Here is a 20,088-nt window from a genome sequence, read left to right on the forward strand (position 1 = left end):
CCTTTGTCTGACGGTTTAGAACAGCTTCTGCTTTCCTTGGATAATGCCCGGAAGGCTGATCTTAACATTCGTCTCCCCTTCCAGAGGCTCGAACGGCTGCCGGCTGGACAGCCATTTGCCCAATCGGTGCTGCTCCTGCTTCTCGGCCAACTCGTTCTCGTCGATCCACTGCAGCGTATTGGTCGGGCAAACGGATGCGCACATCGGCGGGATGCCGTCCTTCGTACGGTCGTAACAAAGATCGCATTTATACATCAGGTTCTGCTCTTCATCAAATTTCGGAATCCCGTAAGGGCAGGCAATCGTACAGTTCTGACATCCGATGCATTTCTCGACGAGAGCGGACAGCACCGCTCCTTCTTCCGTGACCTGGATGGCTTGCGCCGGACAGCTTCTGGCGCATGCCGGGTTCACGCAGTGCAGGCACATCAGCGGAATCGTCTGCCGGTCCACCAACGGGTTGACATCATAGACATAATTGCGGTTCCGTTCGTCGTGACCGCCGCATTGTGTACAAGCCGCAAGACAGCTTCGGCAGCCGATGCAGTTGTCCATTTCGATATACAATATTTTTTTCACAGCAGTGCCCCCTTCGTCCCATCCGCCAGCTTCTCAATCTGGGCTGCGCAAGCTTTAAATTCCGGCATTTTCGACATCGGATCCAGCGCAGCAATGGTCAGCAAGTTGATCGACTGCTCATGTCCGAAATGATAAGGGACAAACACGGTATCTTTACGAATGGCTTCGATGATCTTCACTTTAAAGTACGCTTCGCCGCGCCGGGTAAACAAGCGGACGGTTTCTTCGTGCTCGATACCGTACAGCTTAGCTGTTTCCGGGTGAACTTCGACGAACGGCTCCGGACACATATCCCGCAAAAAGGGGATTCTTCGCGTCTGGTTCCCGGATAAATAATGATAGACGACCCTGCCGGTTGTCAGCCTGAGCGGATACTGTTCACACGGCTCTTCCGCAGGCGGCCGGTAAGGAAGCGCGCATATTTTCGCTTTGCCGTCCGGATGATAAAACTTCTTATCCAAAAACATGTAAGGAGTTCCTTGATCCTGCTCGTCTCGGCAGGGCCAGAATACACCGTTTTGCTTCTCGATTTTATCCCACGTCGCCCCGTAGTAATCCGCATATCCGCCTTTGGAGGCTAGCCTGAATTCATCCGCGACTTTGCTGGCCGTCGTCAGATGACGGAAATATTGGCCTCGGCCGAGACGCTCGGCCAACTCCACTTGAATCAGCCAATCCGGCTTCGACTCGCCAAGCGGGTCCTGGGCTTTATTGATCTTGATGATCCGGCCTTCCAGGTTGGTCACGGTGCCCTCATCCTCCGACCATGTCACTGAAGGAAGGACGACATCGGCAAATTCCGCCGATTCCGATAAGAACATATCGCAGCAAACCATGAAATCGAGGCTTTTCAGCGCCGCGCGGACGAAGTTTTGATTCGGCGCGGAAACCGCAGGATTGGAGCATAACAAATATAAGCCGCGGATCGTTTTTTCGGTCATCAATTCGAACATCTCATAGGCCGAAACGCCGGGCTGCGGCATTTCTTCCGGTGTGATTCCCCAGACGCTGCACACTTCCTGCACGTGCTTCGGATTCGTGATTTTGCGGTAACCCGGAAGCGCATCCGCTTTCTGTCCGTGCTCCCGGCCGCCCTGGCCGTTTCCTTGGCCTGTAAACGTGGCTACGCCGGATTTGGGCCGGCCGATTTTACCGGTAACCAGGCACATATTCGTATACGCCGATACGTTGTCCGTTCCTTTATGCTGCTGCTCGATCCCGCGCGCGAACAGGACGACGGCATTCGGCGCTTTGCCGTAGATTTCTGCGGCGCGGATCAATTTCTCCGGTGCCACTCCCGTAATTTCGCTCGTATATTCCGGGGTAAACGCCTTCACGACTTCCATCGTTTCTTCGAAGCCGTTCGTATGCTCGCGAATAAACGCTTCGTCCACATAGCCTTGCTGGATAAGCAAATTTACCATGCAGTTCGCGAGCGCCAGATCGGTACCGGGCTTGAGATCAAGATGGACGTCAGCCCGTCTCGCAATCGGGGTTTCCCTTGGATCCGCAACGATCAGATACCCCCCGCGATTCTGGACCTCCCATACCCGGAACATCGAGGTCGGATGGCATTCGGCCGTGTTGCTTCCGGCAATAAACAAGCAATCCGACTGGTGAATGTCCGTCCACGGCAGCGTAGATCCGCGATCCACCCCAAGGCTGCGCATGAAACCTGCTGCCGCACTGGACATGCAGAATCTGCCGTTGTAATCGATGTAGCGCGTCTGCAGGGCGACGCGGGCAAATTTGCCGGTCAGGTAGCATTTCTCATTCGTCATGGACACGCCACTGAACACGGACAACGAATCTTTGCCGTAGTTGTTCTGCAGTTCCTTGAACTTCCGCGCAATCAAGTCGTAGGCTTCGTCCCACGACGCTTCGCGGAAGCCTTCCTTCGTTCCTTTCTTCGAAGCGTCTTCCCGAATCAACGGCCGGAGCAGCCGATCGTCATGGTTCGTTTGCTGGTAAGCGGTGACGCCTTTCGGACACATTTTCCCCAGATTCACCGGAAAATCGTATCGTGGCTCTACGCCGATAATCTTGTTACTATCCGTATCCACCCTTAAATTCATGCCGCACTGCATGCCGCAGTAAGAACAGTGGGTCGGAACCAGCTTTTCCTTCGGATGATGCTTATTCTCAATCTCGCGATAAAATTTATCCTTTTGCATTCTGGTTCGCCTCCTTGACCTTGATTTCGTGGGTTGGGACACCCGCAAACCGCGACATGCGATACTTCCGTCGGCAAGGCAGGCACAGCTCGGCGAGGTGAAAGCCTTCGTCCATCTTGAATTCGACGCCGCTTTGCTTCAACACTTGGATGACATCGTTCGACTGCTCGACCGAAACAAATCCGGTGCCGCACACCTTGCAGGCTTTCATTTCTTTCTCCCCATAGTGCTCCCGGTAATTTCGGGCCAGCACGCTCATCGGCCGGAATGGAATATGCGCCAGTTTACCGAATGGAAGGTAAATTAACGTAATAATGACGGACCATTGATGAATCAGCGTAATGACCGGATGGCCCCAGCCGTGCAGGAAAATATTCACCCCCGTGAGCATCAATCCCGTAATGCTGATAAACAGAAGCAGGTACAAGGGGAGAAAATCGTATACGAAGGTTTGCTCCGCTCTTGCCTGCATGTTTTTGATACGCCGGTACAGCGCCATACACACGCCGGCGATGACCATAAAGGCTGTAATGTTCAGTGCATTGTAAAACATGAAGGCAATCCAGCCGTCCGCTTTGACCCGCATGATGTCGATACCGAAGCCGACAACCGTGTAGGTTCCGTTATCTCCCATCGTAAAGTACATCCAACCGAATACGAGCGGAAACGTAACCAGGCAAGAGAGAATACAGCCCCACCCCAGCAAAATATGCTGCGTCCAGCGGTAGATCCCGCGGTTCCATATAAACTTGTAGGTGGCCAAATGCTCAACGGTTGTTTGCGGAGTGCTTCTGCGAAACAGCAGCCGCAGGCCTTTCTTCATGATGACCTTCGTCGGCGGACGCTCGCCCCAGGCGATAAACCGGTAGAAAAAGCCGCCGATAAAAACGACCGTACCGACCATATACCCGTATAGAGCCAAGTCAATATGAGTAAAAAAACGGGAGCCGATATACATCAGAATGATGAGACAAACAACCGTAAAGAAGTAATTCTTAGCAAATTTAGATGCAAACGCCCGGTCCATGTTCTGACCTCCATAATTCATTTTTGGTCACTTTCATTAAAGCATCGGCCTCTCCCCATTGACTGTGACGGAAGTCACAAGTCCGATCCAAGAAGCGAATTTTGTTCAAAAAACATCTTTGACTCCGCTGCAAGGGCTTTCGGTACATAAGCGCAATAGGGATCGCTTTCCAGATAATCTCCGGTAACGGCATAGGCTCTCGCCCTCGAACCTCCGCACAATTCTTTGAATTCACAAGCCCCGCATTTGCCCTTTAACCGCGATTTGTCGCGTAATGCGGTCAGGACCGGAGAGCTGCGATAAATTTCCGTTAGCGGACGCTCCCGGACATTGCCGCATACGACAGGCAAAAATCCGCTCGGGTAAACCTCTCCGGTATGGCTTATGAACACAAACCCGTCTCCGTCATTTACCCCTTTTGGCGCGCGTCCGAGAAGGTCCTGGCGTTTCGCTCCCATGGCCGCAATCTGCTCGCCTGAACGCTGCTTTTCCTGCAGGAGAACTCGCCGGTAATGCGGCGCTTCCGTTGCTTTTACCCCATACGGCATCTTTTGCTGGATGTGACACAGCCATTTCATCACTTCTTCGTGCTGCTCCGGGGTGATGATATCTTTCACCATCCCGCGTCCGGTGGGCACAAGGAAAAATGCGCTCCAAAGCACGGCTCCCATCTCCTTGACCTTGTCCGCGATCGCTTCAAGATCGTGAAGATTATATTGGGATACGGTCGTATTCACCTGAATCGGGATTTGCAGTTCCTTTAAGTATTCGATCCCTCTCATGGTCAGATCGTAAGATCCCTTTGTTCCGCGAAAATGGTCATGAATCTCCGCACAGGAGCCATCGAGACTGAAAGCCCACCGCGACAGCCCGACTTCCTTCGCCTTCCGGACCGCTTCACGCGTTACCTTCGGCGTGGCGCTCGGCGTCATGGAGACGGGAAGGCCTTTCTCTTCGATCGCATAGCGGGCAAGCTCGAACAGATCGGGCCGCATTAACGGATCTCCGCCGGTAAAGACGAATAGCGGGTTATCCATCTTGGCGATTTCGTCGATGAGCTGCTTCCCCTCTTCGAAAGACAGCTGCCCGGGGTCCGCTCCATACTGTGCCTCCGCTCGGCAGTGCAGACATTTCAAAGCGCAGGCCCGGGTGACTTCCCATATGACGATGAATGGATTTTCGTTGTAATCCCTTTCTTTTATAAGGGGCTTCAATAAGATCCCTCCTTCTCAGTTGCCATCTGGAGAGAAAGCATGAATATTTTTATTGTTCCGAAGCATCCTATTTGTTGACATATTATGACTCAGGAGGTTTCGCATGGAAAATACTAAGACTCTTTACGAAAAAGTTGGCGGAGAACCGGCCATCTCTAAAGTCGTCGATTATTTTTATGAGCTTGTATTGGCGGATGATACGGTGAACGAGTTTTTTAAGAACACCGATATGGAGAAACAACGGCGCCACCAGACCAAATTTATCAGTTTTGCGTTAGGGGGGCCGAACCAATACTCGGGAAAATCCATGGCCAAAGCTCATGAGGGCATGAACCTGCAACCGGTTCACTTTAATGCCATCGTTAAGCATCTGCATGATTCACTTGCACATTTCGGCGTCAGCGAGCAGGAAATCGAGCAAGCCTTATCTCATGTCGCTGAAGTAAAAGACGATGTCCTGTATAAATAGGGAATGATAAGAAAGCTGAGAAAGACCGCAGACTTGAACGGGTCCGGAGCTTTCTCAGTTTCTTTTCTACTTATTTCTCAGCTCTGAAATGTCGCTGAACATCCCCGCGTAATTTTTTACTTCGCCGGCGTCGTTTTTGATTGCGCTGATCGTCAGCCATTGAAGGTACTCGTCGCCGTTTTTCCTCCGGTTCCATATTTCGCCCTGCCAGAAGCCTTTCTCTTTGATCGTTTTCCACATCGCGGCATAAAAATCCGACGGCTGTTTGTCTGATTTTAAAATGCGCGGATTTTCCCCAACGACTTCCTCCTGCGTATAGCCGGTCACTTTGGTGAACGCCGGATTCACCTGCTGGATCGTACCCTTCAAATCTGTGATAAGAATGGCTTCCGCCGTATTTTCAATAATTTCCGCAGCCAGATGAAGCCGGTCTTGATAGTACATCCAAAACACAAGGACAAGGCTGACCAAAGCAAACTCGGACAAGGCCATGAATCCGATTGCATAGTGGCCCGTCAGGCTGAATAACGACGCGAGAATCAGAGGCGGGAAAAATCCCCCAAGGCCGCCCATGGCAGAAACGATTCCGTTCACAATCCCGGCCTGCTTCAGGAAATAGAGCGGCACCAGCTTGAAGATCGTGCCGTTTCCTGTCCCTGCGCAAACCGCGATCAGCAGACAACCGACGGTATAAAGCTGAATGTCCGGCGAGAAGGAAAGCAAGATGCCGGATAAGGTCAGTCCCCCGAATACGAACATCAGAATGACAAAAGAATTGAACTTGTCGCCCAGCCATCCGCCGATCGGCCGTGCCGCCGTCGCGATCGCAATAAATACAGCCGTTCGGAAGCCCGCGTCCGCCTTGGCCAATTGGAAGTGGCTGACGAGAAAATTCGGCAAATAGATGGTAAATGCGACGAAGCAGCCGAAGGTGATAAAATAGAACAGGCTGATCGCCCATAGCCGCGGATTGCGGTATATTTCCTTCATCTGCTCCCGCACCGGGGTCACGACCTTCGGCTCCTTGCGGTCGCCGAGAAAAACATGAAGGAGGACAAACACGGCAAGCAAAATCAAATACAGCTGGACGGTGGCAGACCATCCGATCGAGCCTGCGATAACCGGAGCGCCGAACGCTGATACCGCCGTCCCCAGGTTGCCAATGCCGTAAAGCCCGTTCACGGAACCGTGCTTTTCCTTCGGATAATATTTCGGCAGCGAGGTAACGCCGACCGAAAATACGGCGCCGCCGATGCCGAGGAAGAAACCGCCGATCAGCAGATCGACGAACGTCGTTGCCTGGCTTACATAATAGACAGGAAACAGCAGCAGAACAAAGCTGATGGCGAACAGCTTTCTCGCGCCGTATTTATTCGTCCAGAAACCGATCGGAATGCGCAGGATCGAACCCAAAATCACGGGCACGGCCGTTACCCAGGACAGCTGGCCCGGAGTCATCGGGATGTCCGACTTGATGAAAGGCATGAGCGAAGACAGAATCACCCAAACCGCAAAACCGAGAATTAGACTTACCGTTTGCAACGGCAATTGGAGCTTTCGAACATCCATCCTTTTTCCCTCCACTCTTAGTCAATCATGATCGTTCCAATTTCATAAAGCTCGTTTCGGGCTTATGACTGGGGCACAAGACGTGGCTGCGGCGCAAATCGGTAACCGGCACGCCTCCCCTTACCAAGTGTAACGTTGCCTCCTTTACGGAATGTTTCTTTTCAACAGGAACATTTTGAAAATAACATTTCTCACTATTTCATCACTGTGATGCAAATCATCATGAACCGTAGTTATACAGCGTAAAATAACTCACTTTCACAAAATGGACACAAATTACTTGAATAACCGGCATCCCGTTATCCTGCGCCCAGATGATTGTTTTCTTCGCAGGAAAGCTGCCACGTGCGCAGTTCATAGCTTTCCGTGCCGGTCGATACAAACGGATCCGATTCGGCGATGCTCCGCGCTTCTTCGTAGCAAGAAGCACGGATAATCACCATCCCTCCCTGGTAATCGGAGAACGGTCCGCAAAGCTCCAGTTGACCGTTTTGCTCCAGTTTACGCAGGAAAGCAATGTGTTTTCGGATCAGTTCTTCTGTCAATTTCTTACCAGGATTCAGCGACAACAAAATCACATACCTTGTGAACTTTGTCATGTCTACTCTCCTTTTCACCATGGTTGTTACAGCTCTTCAACCTTAACTCTCTTTCTCGTATTCCAGTCAAACCTTCTCGCTTTGCCCCAGAAGTTGAACTCCCCGTGATAACAACCTTCCTTATCCACCTTGATGCTTTTTCTGGATATCATCTTTACATAACCGATCACGCGGCTGAATGTGGCGATATCGTCACTGCCGCAAACCGGACAATTCCCGATATGTTTTCCATCCTGTGCCACCAATTGCCGATTGCAGCTTAAGCAGCTTGTCAGGGTAGGTGTAAGCGTAATATAGTTAATCGGCTTTTCGAATATGTTGCCGAGATATTGCGCAAGTTGGCCCGGTGCAAGTTTGCTTTCCACAAAATGATGGAGAATGCTTCCCGATGTGGCGTACCCCTGGAATTCCGCACTGTTTTCGATTTGTTTGAGGAAGTCTTCCTCGCTGAACGGAAGCATGCACCCGGACGTCAGGTATACGTTATCGCCGCTGCCCTGAACATAGACATGCCGTCCACGCTGTTTCCCCCATTTCAAATCATGCCGGGCGAGCTTGATCGCGGCGTTCTCCCCGGGAGCATATTCAATCCCGCAGGCCACTTTATCCCGCACGATGAACTCATTGATGATGTCAGTCATCGCTTGCATGAGACGATGAGCCAGCCTCTTGCCCTCCTCGTTCAACAATCCGCCTTCAAAGCCCATATTATGCAATCCCTCGTGCATACCGGTCACGGCAAATACGTTAAAATAGTTTTTCAGATCGTTGTTGAATGCGAAAAACGTCGGGTACAGCTCTTTATTTCTTTCGATCCATGCCCTTTTTGCCTGATGGCCCTGCTGCATGAGTTCCAGAACCTCTCTGATTTTATCCAAGAGTACGGATTCGTTATGTCCAAATTCCATCAGCATTCGATTCAAGTTAAGATTCAACACTTGCACGGCGCCGGTCGATCCGGTAGAGCTGCCAAAAATGCCGCTTCCGGCCCTCGAAAGCACGGATAAATCGATCTGCAGCCTGCAGCATAAACTACGGCTCGCTTCCGGATCGCGCGGTTTCAACAAAGGGTTGCGTTTTTTGTAATATTCATTTTCAAACGGTTTCGTCCGGAAGTTTTCAAAGTAGACGCCGCCCCAATAATACATTTGCTCAAGCAAGTACAGAAACAGCTCGTCCTGTAGATTAAAATGATCGTCAATTTGAACCGTAATTAAAGGAAACGTAAACGGAATCCCTGTTCCCGTCCCCTCTTTCATCACATCGATAATCGCCTTGTTGATCCGGTCAAAATAGATAGGCGGAATATCTTGATATTTAATATTTTTGGCAACGCCTCCGATAATGACGTATTCGTTTTTGATTTCCTCGGACGGTTTACCGAATTCCATTGTGATGTTCGAAAATGCGGATTGCGAGCCTCCGCGCAGCGGCATGTTCATTTCCCATATCAAGCCTTGAAACAACTGCTTCAGTTCGTGATCCGAATACGCTTTGCCGTTTTCCAATTGTTCAAAATACAGGTAGGATGCAGAAATGGTTGTTAATTGGGACAACATCACCGCGCCGGATACTTGCTGCGACATCAGCACGATGACGTTGCTAACGTGTCTTAAGAAAACATCCAGCTTCTTCGTCGGTTTGGAGGACAGCATATTTTTGGCTAAATTAGGTATTCCCATCATCGCGATATCTTTGCATCCGACGCTCATGCAGTACGGGCTTAATTGCTTATCGTGTATGTATACAACGCCTTCTTTATAGAGCTCCGTCAGTTTGGACGGCAATATGTGCGAAAGCAAAAATTCCTCTTCGGCAAAGTTTGTAAGATTGTGGCGCAGCAGGGGCAGAGAGTACACAAAATTGCTATTCTCGCGTTTTAAATAGTCCGATTTTTTGTCCTCCACCTCCGAGGTGAATTTTTCGATAATTTCGTTAAAATGACTAAACATTCATCCGTTCCTCCCTGACCACAATTGATTTTTTCGTCCCGTTCAAGCCGGAAAATAAAATTCATTTAATTTATACGTGACCTCGCTGTTGTAACGCTCCTTCAGCTCATCGACATAGCTGCGAATTTGTTCAAAATATTCCTCACTTAAAACAGGATATTTTACAGTGCGTACCTGACTGTAAGGACTATTGTGCCGAACGACCAATTGGATCGCCGACATCATGTTTTGAACCAGCGCAGGGGTAGGAACGACGCCGAGAACGGCTTGATAGGCGGCCATATCGACGTTCTTATCGAAAGCATGGTACGGCAATTTCATATCGATATGAATCCCGTCAGCCAGCTCTCTCTCCAGTAAATGGCGTATTTTCTCAGGAAACGTGCCGTTCGTGTTAATGATGATTTTGCCCTGGAACCATATCCTCAGCCTTGTAAGAAAAACGGAAATTTCTTTAAGATTGCCCATCAAAAACTCTCCGCCGCTGAAGATGACGGCATCGAATAAATATCCGTTCATCTTGATTTGTTGCAAAATATCATCCGGCAACAAATAATGCTCATGATTGGATGCAACCAATTCATCATAGTTATGACATCCGAAGCAGTGTAAATTACAGCCGGCAAGAGAATGAATCACCAAAGAGGTGTTCCCCGGCAGATCCTCGAAAGTCCGAATCATGATTGGATAAAATCTTAGCACTTTCCCGTTAACCCCCTCTCCTCAAAAACTAAATATAGTGTTATCAAAAATATTTTATCACCATATATAGTATATTTCGGTGATTCGAGTCACTAAAGAGGTCGCCTTTTAGACGACCTCTTCTGGGAAATCCGCTTGTTAAGACTCGTTGGCAGGATTGCTCACGCGCTGGAAAAGAATGTTGTTTTCCAGGTGGATATGCTGGAACAAATCCGATTCGAGCTCTTGCAGCTTGTGGAACGCCAGCGTGTAAGTCCGGCACGCGCCGGCCGGCAGCTCGTAATCGCTCGTGACGGCTCTCATTTCGTGCAGGAGATTGCCTACGCCGCTGTGATCCGCCTCAAGCTCACTTATCGCATTCGCCGTTTTCTCCGCAAGGGATGGGGCCGGATTGAGCTCCAATTCTTTGATTAACGGAAAGACAGTCGCCTCCTCGGCAATCAAGTGCTGTTCAAGCTCCATTTTCATCTGATGGAAAAGCAAATGAAGCTTGGCGAGCTCACGGTGTTCCGGACCGTGTACCCGCAAAATTTTGGTGACGAATTGGCTTAACACGGGGAGCTCCCGTTCCAAATACGCGTGATGCGTGGTGACGATATGATCGATCAACTGACTCGACGAGAGCTTGAGCCAGTCCGTGTTGGGATCGATTTTTTGGTTCGCTTCCTCGTAGAACCGGTTCAGTTTTTCGATGAAAGCTGCTTCCTCGATGTTTTTCTGTCTTAGCGCTGTTGTCAGAGGACGGCCCCCGCCGCAGCAAAAGTCGATGCCGTGCTCCTGAAATAAGTTGCTGGACCCGGGAAAAGCGGTCACGATTTGTCCGATCGTTTCGGAACCGTTAAAAGCAATGCTCATTGGGTTGGCCTCCTTTTGACATGACCGTTTATCCAGTGATCATGTTCTTGTCTAAATTGTAATGCAACGAGCATAAGCCTACTGTGTTTACAATCACGTTTTTTTCTGCTCTCCTAGCCCCAAAATGAAAAGTCCAAGGTTCGTTGCCGGTAAGCAACAAACCTTGGACTTTTTCCAGAAATGACATTGAACCTGCTTAAGCAAGATTTCCAGGCACCGACTTCAATATTTTACCGGTATTCACCGCTTGCGCGGTTGTTATGGCCGGACGAATCCATTTCATGTTCTTATCCACCTCCTTTGACTTAATCTTTGGTCTTCCCGATCAATTCCAGCACTTGCTTGATTTTTCTTTTCTCATGCGGACAGGGGCGCTTCCCTGTTCTCATCCGGTATAACGGGCAATGGTTGCCCTGACAGGCGGGGCGGAAATAACATGTGCGGCAAACCGGGTCCCGTTCTTCGCCGGAGCCGGTCCATCTCGCCATTTTGTCCGTATCCAGAACCATGCTTCCATCTGCATGAAGCTGCCCGACATGATTCACCGGGTCGTCCAGCGCAACCGAGCATTTGTACAGCCGTCCGTCCGCTCCAATCACGAACGCATTGGGCTTGGCGGCATAACAGACGGCTCCGGACGGCATAAGCGAATCGATGATCGTCTCGCTGAGCGGCAGCCCGCGTTCCACCCCAAGGCCCGTCAATTCCCACAGATGTGCATCCGAAGCGGTCCGGTCGCACACGGGAATGCGGTCGTCGTTTCGTCCGCCCCACCGGCCGACCGGTCGGACCAGAATCTGAAAACGCTTGTCACCCTCGAACCATGCGAAAAGCTTCGTCAGCAAATCCGGCACTTCATCCGCGTTATCCTCGTCAAAATTGATTCGAATATCGATAGCAAACGCAGCATCGACATCACGAAGCGCCTTCAAATTGCCGATGATTTTCTCGAACGTTCTGCCGCCTCCGCGAAGGGCCCTTCTCCTGTCGTGAATCGATTCCGTTCCGTCCAGTGTCACCATGAATCGGCGCACGTTGCGGTCAAGCAGCTCCATAAACCGCTCTTTCGTCAAAAAGTATCCGTTTGTGGACATGTCTGCGGAGTAGCTGATGCCGTTTTTCGAGCAGCTTTCCAGGAAACAATCCGACAATTCAATAATCGTATCGGGAACAAGCATCGGTTCGCCGCCGAACCAACTGACGGCAAGATGTTCGATGCTTTCGGCAGCTTGCCGGACGTATGCTTTTAAACCGTCGATCGTCTCCCGCGTCATGGCGCCACGGGGAAAGCTCTGGTAACAATACGTGCAGCGAAAGTTGCAGGCTTCCGTAGGCATGATCACGAGATGCTTCGATTTCGCTTCATTCAGGGCAGCGTGCAGCTTTTGCGCCTGCGCAAGCTCGTCCGTCTCGTCCGACACCAAAAATCCGGCATCGTGCAGATCGGAGGCCATTCCTGACAACTCCTCATGGAGAGCTTCCTTCCCCAGCACTCTAAGGACTTCTGCCTCCTCATCCGGCTCGAAGGCGGCCATGGCGCCGGAAAAGGAGTTGTAAATCATCCCTCCTTTTCCGTTCCATCGTACGATGGTGGAATAGCGGGAAGGAGTCCAACGGTCAGTCACTTTTGCCAATCCTTATCACCCTTCATCGTTGAATGAACTTAGCGGAAAGTATTACAAACTGCACCGCACCCACAATTTCAATAATTCCCGCCTTCGAGGGACGCATCGGCTTGCCTGCGAAAGCAAAAGCCCGCGCAGCGGAAAACGCATAAGCGAGGATCATCCACGGATGGCCTACCACCCACAGCACGAGTGGCAGCAAAATGTGATACGCTCGCGTATAAGCGATCCAGCGCTTGTTCTCTCTTTCGCGGAAGATAGCCTTCACAAAAAAGACGCTGCTTGTAAAATACAAAAAGCTGAACAGAACGACCGTCGCCATCATCCGGTCCCATCCTCCCCCGCCCACCAGGTAAGCGGCTGCTCCTCCAATACTGAAAAGGAGGATGGCGCAAAGATCGTTAACCAGCGCCCTTTCCGATTTGTGTCTCGTATGCCATATGTTCACCGAAAGCAGCACAAGAAGAAGCGGACCGAAATAGAGCAATGCCGGATGGCTGAAAAGCGCCGGCACCAAACAACAAGCCGCAACTAAACCGTAAATCGTCCCCCATTTGATCCAATGCCGCCGATTGGCTTTATTTTTCATGGATTGAAGAAAAGGATAAGACGACATGTAGAGAAACAGCCATCCCATAAATAACGGCAGATGCATCAACTGCGGCTTCCCGGCGAACATGCCGAGCAGAAAAGGAACACTGACCATCGCCCAACCGCCGTGTTCATGAGGAATCACTATTTTTCGCTTCTTCATGGGACAGTCGCTCCTCTCGCACCTTATTGCACAACTATCATATAATTGCCGCCCCCATCCGCTCTATGATATTATGCACATGCCTTGCAGATCGCGAGGATGTTTTTAGATCCCTTCGGCTACACAGGCCATTCTATCGATTTCCTTTAAATACATTAACCTCAAATTAATGTTATATATTTTTTTCAGCTTCTCTTCGTTTAAAATATCGGCGGCATGGCCGCATTCAAATTGGCCTGACTTGTCTATGATTCCGATTTTATCGTTCAACAATATGGCATGATCCGGTGTATGCGTTGTCATGATGATGCCGTAGCCTTTGCGGGATAGTTTTTTTATGATTTCAATGGTTCGAATCTGATTTCCATAATCCAACTGTGAAGTCGGTTCATCCATTAATATGATTTTGGATTGCTGGGCAATGGCTCTGGCAATGGTGACCAACTGCCTCTCTCCGCCACTGAGCTCCGTATACGGCTTGGTTAACAAATGACCGATCCCTATCATCTCAATGGCCTCAAGTGCAATATTGTAATCCTTGTCGGACGGCATTGAAAATGCCGAAATATACGGCGAGCGCCCCATAACAACAAATTCCTTGACCGTAAATGCATAGGCAGGCGTATGATTTTGGGGAACATAGCCGATATTTCTTGCAAATTCATTCATGGTGTAGTCATAAATGGATTTTCCGTCAAGGAAAATATCCCCCTGATCCCCTTTAAGCAATCTCGCTATACAATTCAACAGGGTAGACTTGCCCGACCCGTTGGGTCCCAAAATCGAAAGAATCTCCCCCTCGTTCAGGCTGAAGGATACGTTGGAAAAAACTTTCTTTTGTTTAAATGAAAAACTTATATTGTTCACTTCAAGTCTCATGAAATGTTCATCCTTTGTTTATGCAGAATCCAAAAATAAAAGGGCGCTCCTACAAGCCCCGTTAAAATACTGATGGGCAGTTCTGCCGGGGAAACGATTCTTGATAGCGTATCAATCATTAACAAAAATCCTCCTCCTATGATGATAGAAAGAGGAAATAACCTTTTATTGTCCGGCCCGATCAGCATCCGCCCCAAATGAGGGACGATTAGCCCGATCCAACCGATGGTCCCGCTAACACATACGGCACAAGCTGTTAAAATAGTAGACAGCACGATGACGACACCGCGATAAAATTCCGTATTGACGCCCAGATTTTTAGCCTCGCTTTCTCCTAAAGCAAGAATATTGACTCTCCATCGGATAGCGAGCAGTAACATCATTGAGATCACCATGGGAATGGAGATTATCAATATATCGCCCTTGGAGATCTTGGCTAAGCTGCCCAGAAGCCAATAGGTGATCTCGGCAAGCTTATTCTCCGTATCCATCATATATTTGGTCAACCCTAGTAAGGAAACCATCATTCCGTTAACGATGATTCCCCCTAAGACGAGAACGATGGCTGAACGATTTTTCATGAACTTTGGAATCGCGCTTGTTATCATAACGGCCAATATGCCTCCGGCCAAGGAGGAGATTTGTAAACCGAATGTCCCCAAATGAAAAAGTATGGCTAAAGCAGCCCCCAGCCCCGCGCCGGAGGAAACCCCTAAAATGTCCGGGGAAACCAAAGGATTTCTAAAAATCCCTTGGTAAGCGGCCCCAGCCAATGCCAGCGAACCCCCGATCATAATGGAAGCGATGATCCTGGGCAATCTTAAATTCAAAATAATATTTTCAATGGTTTGATTTACATTTGACGGCTTTCCAAGCAGCTTCGACGATAAAACATCCAAGACATCTGAAATCGGAATGCCATATCGCCCTAAGCAAAGCGCTGCGATCGAAAGGACGAACAACAGGAGCCATAGCGTTAAAAAAAGCATGTAACCTCTAACCTTGCTGAATGAATCAGCCTTTTGCTTTATCGCTTCCATCTTCTGCTCACCCGGTTGTTTATTTAACAACTTCTCCTTTTAAGAGCTGCTCCAACTGCTGATCGGTCATGTCGAAATTCGAATATTGTTTGTAAAACTTTCTGGTTTCCTCTTTCATATCCATCACGAACAAATCGGGATGGAACGTGGCCGCCGCCCACAAAATTTGCAAGGCGCTTTCCGCCCCAAAGCGGTCCCAAGCAAAGCATCCGGAGGGGATTACGAATATTTTATTGTTTTTTACCGCTTTAATTTCGCTCCACTCCGGAGCTGTTTTGAAGCTCTGTACCACCTTCTTGCTCCCTTCTCCGCCACTAACTACGATGATGTCGGGATTTTTCTTTAAAATATCTTCCGGGGTTACGGTCACCCGCATGCCTTTCCCCAAATCGGAGGTTGCATATTTCCCTCCGCCGTTGATAACCCATTCTTCCATAATGGTCCCGGCGCCAGTTGTTGAGTACATATTATCGACCGCATAATAAACTACCGGTTTATCTTCTTCCCGCAAGTTTTTGAACGTGTCTTGAACCTTTTTTAAATTTCCGTCAATGTAGGCAACTAATTTATCTGTTTTACTTTTGTAATCATCACCTAAAATGTCGCCTAAAGCGGAAACGGATTCTTTCATTGTTTTATAATTGTTAAACATTAGATTTACACCCTTTAATCCCACTTGGGTGTAGCTTTTTATATTATCATCGCTGGCGGTTATGATCACTTCGGGGTCCAGCTTCAGCAATTCCTCAGCATTCTCTTCTGCTGTTGGAATTTGCTCCAGCTTCGGATAAATAAGCTTATTAAAGGGCAATGTTTTCACATATTTATGTACGCCTACTAATTTATCGCCGGCTCCTAAGAAAATCATCATGGTTGCAGACGACGGCCAGGTATTGACGACCCTTGTTATCTTTCCCGGCAGTTCGACTTCTTTCCCCGACATGCTGACGACTTTTTTGGTTGTCATTGCATTCGCATCACGTTTTGATACATCCACCTTAACGTCAGTGCCCGCATGATTAGTTGCCGTTGATTTTGCACATCCCCCTACAACGATCGTCATGGCAAGTAACCATAGCATGATGTTCATCTTTCTTTTTCTCATCGTTAGACTCCTTCGTATGTAAAATCCACGTCTTCAGGCTTCCACCACATGACATAAGTGGAGGTTTCTCTTAAAAACCGAACGGAACCGTCCTTGCCTTCGATCAAATACTTGTCTACATTTTGCCTGAATAAATCTTCTTGATCCTCGTCCACCGTGCCTAAAGTTCTTAAATCGTCATAGGCTTCTTCTTTATTCCGAAAGTTTTTTTCAAATCCGTCTTTCACGATGACAACGCTCGGATCAATCCCTAAGTCATACAGCATATTAAACCGAATGTTATACCCGAGCTGGCGGTTTTCTTTGAAGTCAAGCTGTACATTGCCTCTTACTCCACGAAATAAATCCAATTGTATCGATCTTAAGAACGGCCCGTTGGCAAAGCTCAAAAGAAAGACATATTTTTTGGCAAGCTTATTTAGTCTTTTAATATCTTTTAGTGCAACGGTACGTGATGCAAAAACGACATCATGCTGTTCTAATTGGTTGATTTCACTTTCGTTATTCCAATCCAACAGATGAAAATGAATATTATCCGCCTGCTCTTCTTCGGCGTATTTTCTCGCATAACTTAACATGTTCGGAGATGCATCGATGGCGGTAACGCTGCTCACTTTTTTGGAAATGGGCACACACAATCTTCCTGTCCCGCAGCCTACATCCAGAACACGGTCATGGGGTTCCAGAATCATAGCATCCACTTGATGTTTCGTATAACTTTTTTCCATTCTGGACATCTTGTCATACATATAGCCGAACTGATCCCAAAACTTAGCCGGATCTACGTCCTTGTCATCCGTTGTCTTGCCATAAGCGAGTTCAAGCATCTTTTCCCAATTGATGATCCCGGCCATTCCATCCACATCCCTTTCAACTCCATTGTTGGTACGAATCACATCATACATATTAATACTAAATATACTTATTTAATGTGATTACACGCACTTTAACATGGAATTAGTTATAATTAATTATGTTTAGATATAATTGATTTAGCTTGCTAGAAACCCGCTACGCGTATAAAATTCTCAGCATACGCCGGTGGGGTATATCCCTCCAGCCGCTCTTGAAACCCGCGAACTTGATTAGAATTAGCGGTATTTTCGCGGGTTTCAAAGGCGGACGTAAACTCTTACGGGACATACCCCACCTCTATTTTGTCTGAGATTTTTTACTTCCAGGTTTTTAAAAACCTCGAATAAATTATGTTTAGATATAATTAATTATATTTAATTTTATTTTCAGAAGTCAAAGGATATTGTGAACGACCGGGAACATTTGTACGACTCTATCAGGTATCGAGCCTACATCCGGTTCGGGGCAGGCAAGCCGAGGATGGACAGCCCGTCGTGCATCGTATCGCGATACCGTCCGACCAGCCACAGACGGAACCCCTGCGTACCTTCGTCCGTCTTAAGAATCTGGCATGCCGTATAGAAATGGTTGAAAAGGGACGCCAGCTCATACAGGTACGTGCAAAGCAGATTTGGCGCCAAGCTGGAAACGACTTCCTCCAATGTCTCCGGCCAGTAAGCGAGCTGTTTGAGAACCGCATATTCCTGCGGCGTAAGCCCCACGGAGGCAGGATATGCCGCTATTGCAGTGATATCGCTCATCGCGGTGTCCGCCAGGGAACGGGCTTTTTCCAAAATGCTGCATGCTCTGGCATAAGAGTACATTAAATACACGCCGGTATTGCCGGATACCTCCGTTGCTTGCTCTAAATCAAACACCACTTCCGTCTGCAAATGGAATTTAAGCAAATAGTACCTGATAGCTGCCGCTGCAATCGAACGGCTGTCCAAGCCTTCGTGCTGCGAGCGCTTTGCTTCGATGACGGCTTCCATATGCGCCACAAGATCCGCCACTTTGATGCCGATCCCCTGTCTCCCGGACATCGGATACGATAACCTGCCGTCGGACGTGTCGACGCCAAGACTTTCGGCCGTCGCCTGGCTCAGTGATACCACCCCATAGCTCACGTGATGCAGTTGAGCAGCTTGCTTATCGTATCCCAATGCCTGCAAAGCCTGCTTCACCATCTGCTGCGGGTACTCTTGACGATGATCGATCACGTTGATCAGCATATCCGCTCGCCCAATGTCCTGCTCCACTCCTTGCGCATGCGTGGACCATACCCCATCGCCGAAGGGTTGATAGCGGAATTGTTTATCGAGCAAGCCGAACTTCCACATGTGATAGGCAATATCTTTGGCCGTATACGTCAGTATCCCGTTGGAACGCACCAGCACCTTGTCGCTTTGAAATTCCGTCTGTCCGGCTGGATCATCGGCCTCCTCCGCCGTCTGCTTGAGCACCCAACAGCCGGCCAGCTTGCCTTCGCTTTCCTGCCGGAACAGATCGGTTTTTTGCAGTCTCTTGAACGCCTCCTGCCAGAAGCCTTCACGAACAATGCTGCTCTCCCATACCAGCACATCGTAGTCAATTCCAAACTGCCGCATGTCAGCCAGATGCTCCCTGACCATTTGCTCCGCGACCAGCATACCGAGCCAGGCGATATTGTTATGTCCCAATTCCAGATGATGCAATACGTTCGCCCGCTCCTGCTCCAGCTCGGGCTGTTTGCGGTATTTCCGGTTGATTTCCGCATAGACGTCCCAGCAAAAATCGCCAAACCGGGAATGCTGCTGCTGTACCGACGTCCGCAATACGCCGACAACCGTATCGGCCAGTTGATTGCCCAAATCGTCGATGTAATTGTGAACCTCTACCTGATGGCCCATCCGCTTAAGCATTCTTGCCAAAGTATCGCCAATGCACGAATTTCGCAAATGCCCGATATGCGCCGATTTATTCGGATTAATCGACGTATGCTCGATCAATACTTTTTTGCGGTCATTATCCAGCCGGAAAGCATCTTGATGATGCGAGTTAACGATCCAGTGCTCCCAATGGATAAACAAATTCACAAAACCTGGCGCCGCGACCTCAATACGTTCGAACCATCCTGCAAGGCGCGGATGACTAACGAGCCTCGCTTTGATTTCGTTAGCGATCGCCAAAGGATTTTGCTTGAGCACCCGCACCAGCTTCATAGCCAGATTCGTGCTGTACTCCCCGTGCCGGTCATTTGCCGGATGTTCAATTACGATCGCCAGTTCCTCCGGCACGGCATGCCCTGCTTCCTGGAGAAGCTGCTCCGCAATGTCTTCAAGCGCTTGGTTAAGCTGCTTATGAATCATTTTCCCAACCCCCAGATGGATAAAATAAAAAGGCCCCCGTCTCCAAAAAGAGACGAGAGCCTATTGCTTCCCGCGGTACCACTCTATGTGCAAATCGCCAAAATAGCGATTCACCGCTTAATCGTGTAACGGTCCTTGACCGGATCTGCCTACTGCGCGTCGTCCCGAAAGCTTGAAGCCTGCTTGACGAGTCCGGTTCGGCAAATCATATCCCGGGTCCGCTTCATCCAAGACCAACGTACCGGCTTCCACCACCTCCGGCTCGCTGCGACTGTTCGTCCTGAACTACTGTCCCGTTCATTTATGTTGGCTTATTCAATTTGTGGCACGATGTTTAAAAGT

The 20,088-nt window shown here is 49.1% G+C and carries 17 protein-coding genes and 1 other annotated feature; of the genes, 1 reads left to right on the forward strand and 16 read right to left on the reverse strand.

Annotation, left to right across the window (positions count from 1 at the left end):
- Window positions 1-15: 15 nt before the first annotated feature.
- From NI000_RS16260 to NI000_RS16275, 4 genes are all read right to left on the reverse strand, one after another.
- The gene (locus NI000_RS16260) at window positions 16-579 is read right to left on the reverse strand and encodes a 4Fe-4S dicluster domain-containing protein (protein ID WP_253412266.1); all 564 of its coding nucleotides are present in this window, start codon (window positions 577-579) and stop codon (window positions 16-18) included.
- Entirely contained in the window at window positions 576-2,753 is a 2,178-nt protein-coding gene (locus NI000_RS16265) for a molybdopterin oxidoreductase family protein (RefSeq protein WP_253412268.1), read from the reverse strand. The genes NI000_RS16260 and NI000_RS16265 overlap by 4 nt, the downstream gene beginning before the upstream one ends.
- On the reverse strand, window positions 2,740-3,780 hold the full coding sequence (locus NI000_RS16270) for a hypothetical protein (RefSeq protein ID WP_253412270.1): 1,041 nt from the start codon (window positions 3,778-3,780) through the stop codon (window positions 2,740-2,742). The genes NI000_RS16265 and NI000_RS16270 overlap by 14 nt, the downstream gene beginning before the upstream one ends.
- Window positions 3,781-3,854: 74 nt before the next feature.
- Window positions 3,855-4,994, reverse strand: a complete 1,140-nt coding sequence (locus NI000_RS16275) for a TIGR04053 family radical SAM/SPASM domain-containing protein (protein ID WP_253412272.1) — start codon at window positions 4,992-4,994, stop codon at window positions 3,855-3,857.
- Window positions 4,995-5,097: 103 nt separating this feature from the next.
- Here NI000_RS16275 and NI000_RS16280 point away from each other — a divergent pair, with 103 nt between their 5' ends.
- Window positions 5,098-5,463 carry a group I truncated hemoglobin gene (locus NI000_RS16280; protein WP_253412274.1) on the forward strand — a complete coding sequence of 122 codons (366 nt, stop codon included), beginning with the start codon at window positions 5,098-5,100 and terminating at the stop codon, window positions 5,461-5,463.
- A 66-nt stretch (window positions 5,464-5,529) separates the two neighbouring features.
- On the opposite strand, the gene NI000_RS16285 is transcribed toward NI000_RS16280, so the two are convergent.
- The 12 genes from NI000_RS16285 to NI000_RS16340 form a co-directional block, all read right to left on the reverse strand.
- Window positions 5,530-7,032 (reverse strand): nitrate/nitrite transporter, encoded by a 1,503-nt coding sequence (locus NI000_RS16285; protein WP_253412275.1) that lies wholly within the window; start codon window positions 7,030-7,032, stop codon window positions 5,530-5,532.
- 299 nt (window positions 7,033-7,331) lie between these two features.
- Window positions 7,332-7,631 (reverse strand): YciI family protein, encoded by a 300-nt coding sequence (locus NI000_RS16290; protein WP_253412277.1) that lies wholly within the window; start codon window positions 7,629-7,631, stop codon window positions 7,332-7,334.
- A 26-nt stretch (window positions 7,632-7,657) separates the two neighbouring features.
- Window positions 7,658-9,583, reverse strand: a complete 1,926-nt coding sequence (nrdD, locus tag NI000_RS16295; RefSeq protein WP_253412278.1) for an anaerobic ribonucleoside-triphosphate reductase — start codon at window positions 9,581-9,583, stop codon at window positions 7,658-7,660.
- A 42-nt stretch (window positions 9,584-9,625) separates the two neighbouring features.
- On the reverse strand, window positions 9,626-10,264 hold the full coding sequence (locus tag NI000_RS16300; RefSeq protein WP_253412279.1) for a radical SAM protein: 639 nt from the start codon (window positions 10,262-10,264) through the stop codon (window positions 9,626-9,628).
- 159 nt (window positions 10,265-10,423) lie between these two features.
- On the reverse strand, window positions 10,424-11,140 hold the full coding sequence (gene ric, locus NI000_RS16305) for an iron-sulfur cluster repair di-iron protein (protein ID WP_253412281.1): 717 nt from the start codon (window positions 11,138-11,140) through the stop codon (window positions 10,424-10,426).
- A 305-nt stretch (window positions 11,141-11,445) separates the two neighbouring features.
- A complete protein-coding gene (locus tag NI000_RS16310; RefSeq protein WP_309247910.1) occupies window positions 11,446-12,765 on the reverse strand; it encodes a radical SAM/SPASM domain-containing protein in 1,320 nt (439 codons plus the stop codon).
- A 22-nt stretch (window positions 12,766-12,787) separates the two neighbouring features.
- Window positions 12,788-13,519 carry a YwiC-like family protein gene (locus tag NI000_RS16315; protein WP_253412285.1) on the reverse strand — a complete coding sequence of 244 codons (732 nt, stop codon included), beginning with the start codon at window positions 13,517-13,519 and terminating at the stop codon, window positions 12,788-12,790.
- Between the two features lie 105 nt (window positions 13,520-13,624).
- Complete coding sequence (locus NI000_RS16320) at window positions 13,625-14,398, reverse strand: ABC transporter ATP-binding protein (protein ID WP_253412287.1); 774 nt, start codon at window positions 14,396-14,398, stop codon at window positions 13,625-13,627.
- A complete protein-coding gene (locus NI000_RS16325; protein ID WP_253412289.1) occupies window positions 14,395-15,468 on the reverse strand; it encodes a FecCD family ABC transporter permease in 1,074 nt (357 codons plus the stop codon). The genes NI000_RS16320 and NI000_RS16325 overlap by 4 nt, the downstream gene beginning before the upstream one ends.
- The gene (locus tag NI000_RS16330) at window positions 15,458-16,543 is read right to left on the reverse strand and encodes an ABC transporter substrate-binding protein (RefSeq protein ID WP_253412291.1); all 1,086 of its coding nucleotides are present in this window, start codon (window positions 16,541-16,543) and stop codon (window positions 15,458-15,460) included. The genes NI000_RS16325 and NI000_RS16330 overlap by 11 nt, the downstream gene beginning before the upstream one ends.
- 2 nt (window positions 16,544-16,545) lie before the next feature.
- On the reverse strand, window positions 16,546-17,397 hold the full coding sequence (locus NI000_RS16335; protein WP_253412293.1) for a class I SAM-dependent methyltransferase: 852 nt from the start codon (window positions 17,395-17,397) through the stop codon (window positions 16,546-16,548).
- A 450-nt stretch (window positions 17,398-17,847) separates the two neighbouring features.
- A complete protein-coding gene (locus NI000_RS16340) occupies window positions 17,848-19,746 on the reverse strand; it encodes an arginine--tRNA ligase (protein ID WP_253412295.1) in 1,899 nt (632 codons plus the stop codon).
- 45 nt (window positions 19,747-19,791) lie between these two features.
- Window positions 19,792-20,056: a binding site (T-box leader), on the reverse strand.
- Window positions 20,057-20,088 lie beyond the last annotated feature (32 nt).

The sequence above is a fragment of the Paenibacillus tyrphae genome (assembly GCF_024158745.1).
Classification (GTDB): Bacteria; Bacillota; Bacilli; order Paenibacillales; family NBRC-103111; genus Paenibacillus_G; species Paenibacillus_G tyrfis_A.

Bases quoted from the DNA above. Each gene is read 5' to 3' on its own strand.
- NI000_RS16330 (WP_253412291.1), bottom strand. From the start codon at position 16,543: ATGAGAAAAAGAAAGATGAACATCATGCTATGGTTACTTGCCATGACG.
- NI000_RS16270 (WP_253412270.1), bottom strand. From the start codon at position 3,780: ATGGACCGGGCGTTTGCATCTAAATTTGCTAAGAATTACTTCTTTACG.
- NI000_RS16265 (WP_253412268.1), bottom strand. From the start codon at position 2,753: ATGCAAAAGGATAAATTTTATCGCGAGATTGAGAATAAGCATCATCCG.
- NI000_RS16280 (WP_253412274.1), top strand. From the start codon at position 5,098: ATGGAAAATACTAAGACTCTTTACGAAAAAGTTGGCGGAGAACCGGCC.
- NI000_RS16340 (WP_253412295.1), bottom strand. From the start codon at position 19,746: ATGATTCATAAGCAGCTTAACCAAGCGCTTGAAGACATTGCGGAGCAG.
- ric (WP_253412281.1), bottom strand. From the start codon at position 11,140: ATGAGCATTGCTTTTAACGGTTCCGAAACGATCGGACAAATCGTGACC.
- NI000_RS16290 (WP_253412277.1), bottom strand. From the start codon at position 7,631: ATGACAAAGTTCACAAGGTATGTGATTTTGTTGTCGCTGAATCCTGGT.
- NI000_RS16320 (WP_253412287.1), bottom strand. From the start codon at position 14,398: ATGAGACTTGAAGTGAACAATATAAGTTTTTCATTTAAACAAAAGAAA.
- NI000_RS16285 (WP_253412275.1), bottom strand. From the start codon at position 7,032: ATGGATGTTCGAAAGCTCCAATTGCCGTTGCAAACGGTAAGTCTAATT.
- NI000_RS16315 (WP_253412285.1), bottom strand. From the start codon at position 13,519: ATGAAGAAGCGAAAAATAGTGATTCCTCATGAACACGGCGGTTGGGCG.
- nrdD (WP_253412278.1), bottom strand. From the start codon at position 9,583: ATGTTTAGTCATTTTAACGAAATTATCGAAAAATTCACCTCGGAGGTG.
- NI000_RS16300 (WP_253412279.1), bottom strand. From the start codon at position 10,264: ATGATTCGGACTTTCGAGGATCTGCCGGGGAACACCTCTTTGGTGATT.
- NI000_RS16335 (WP_253412293.1), bottom strand. From the start codon at position 17,397: ATGGCCGGGATCATCAATTGGGAAAAGATGCTTGAACTCGCTTATGGC.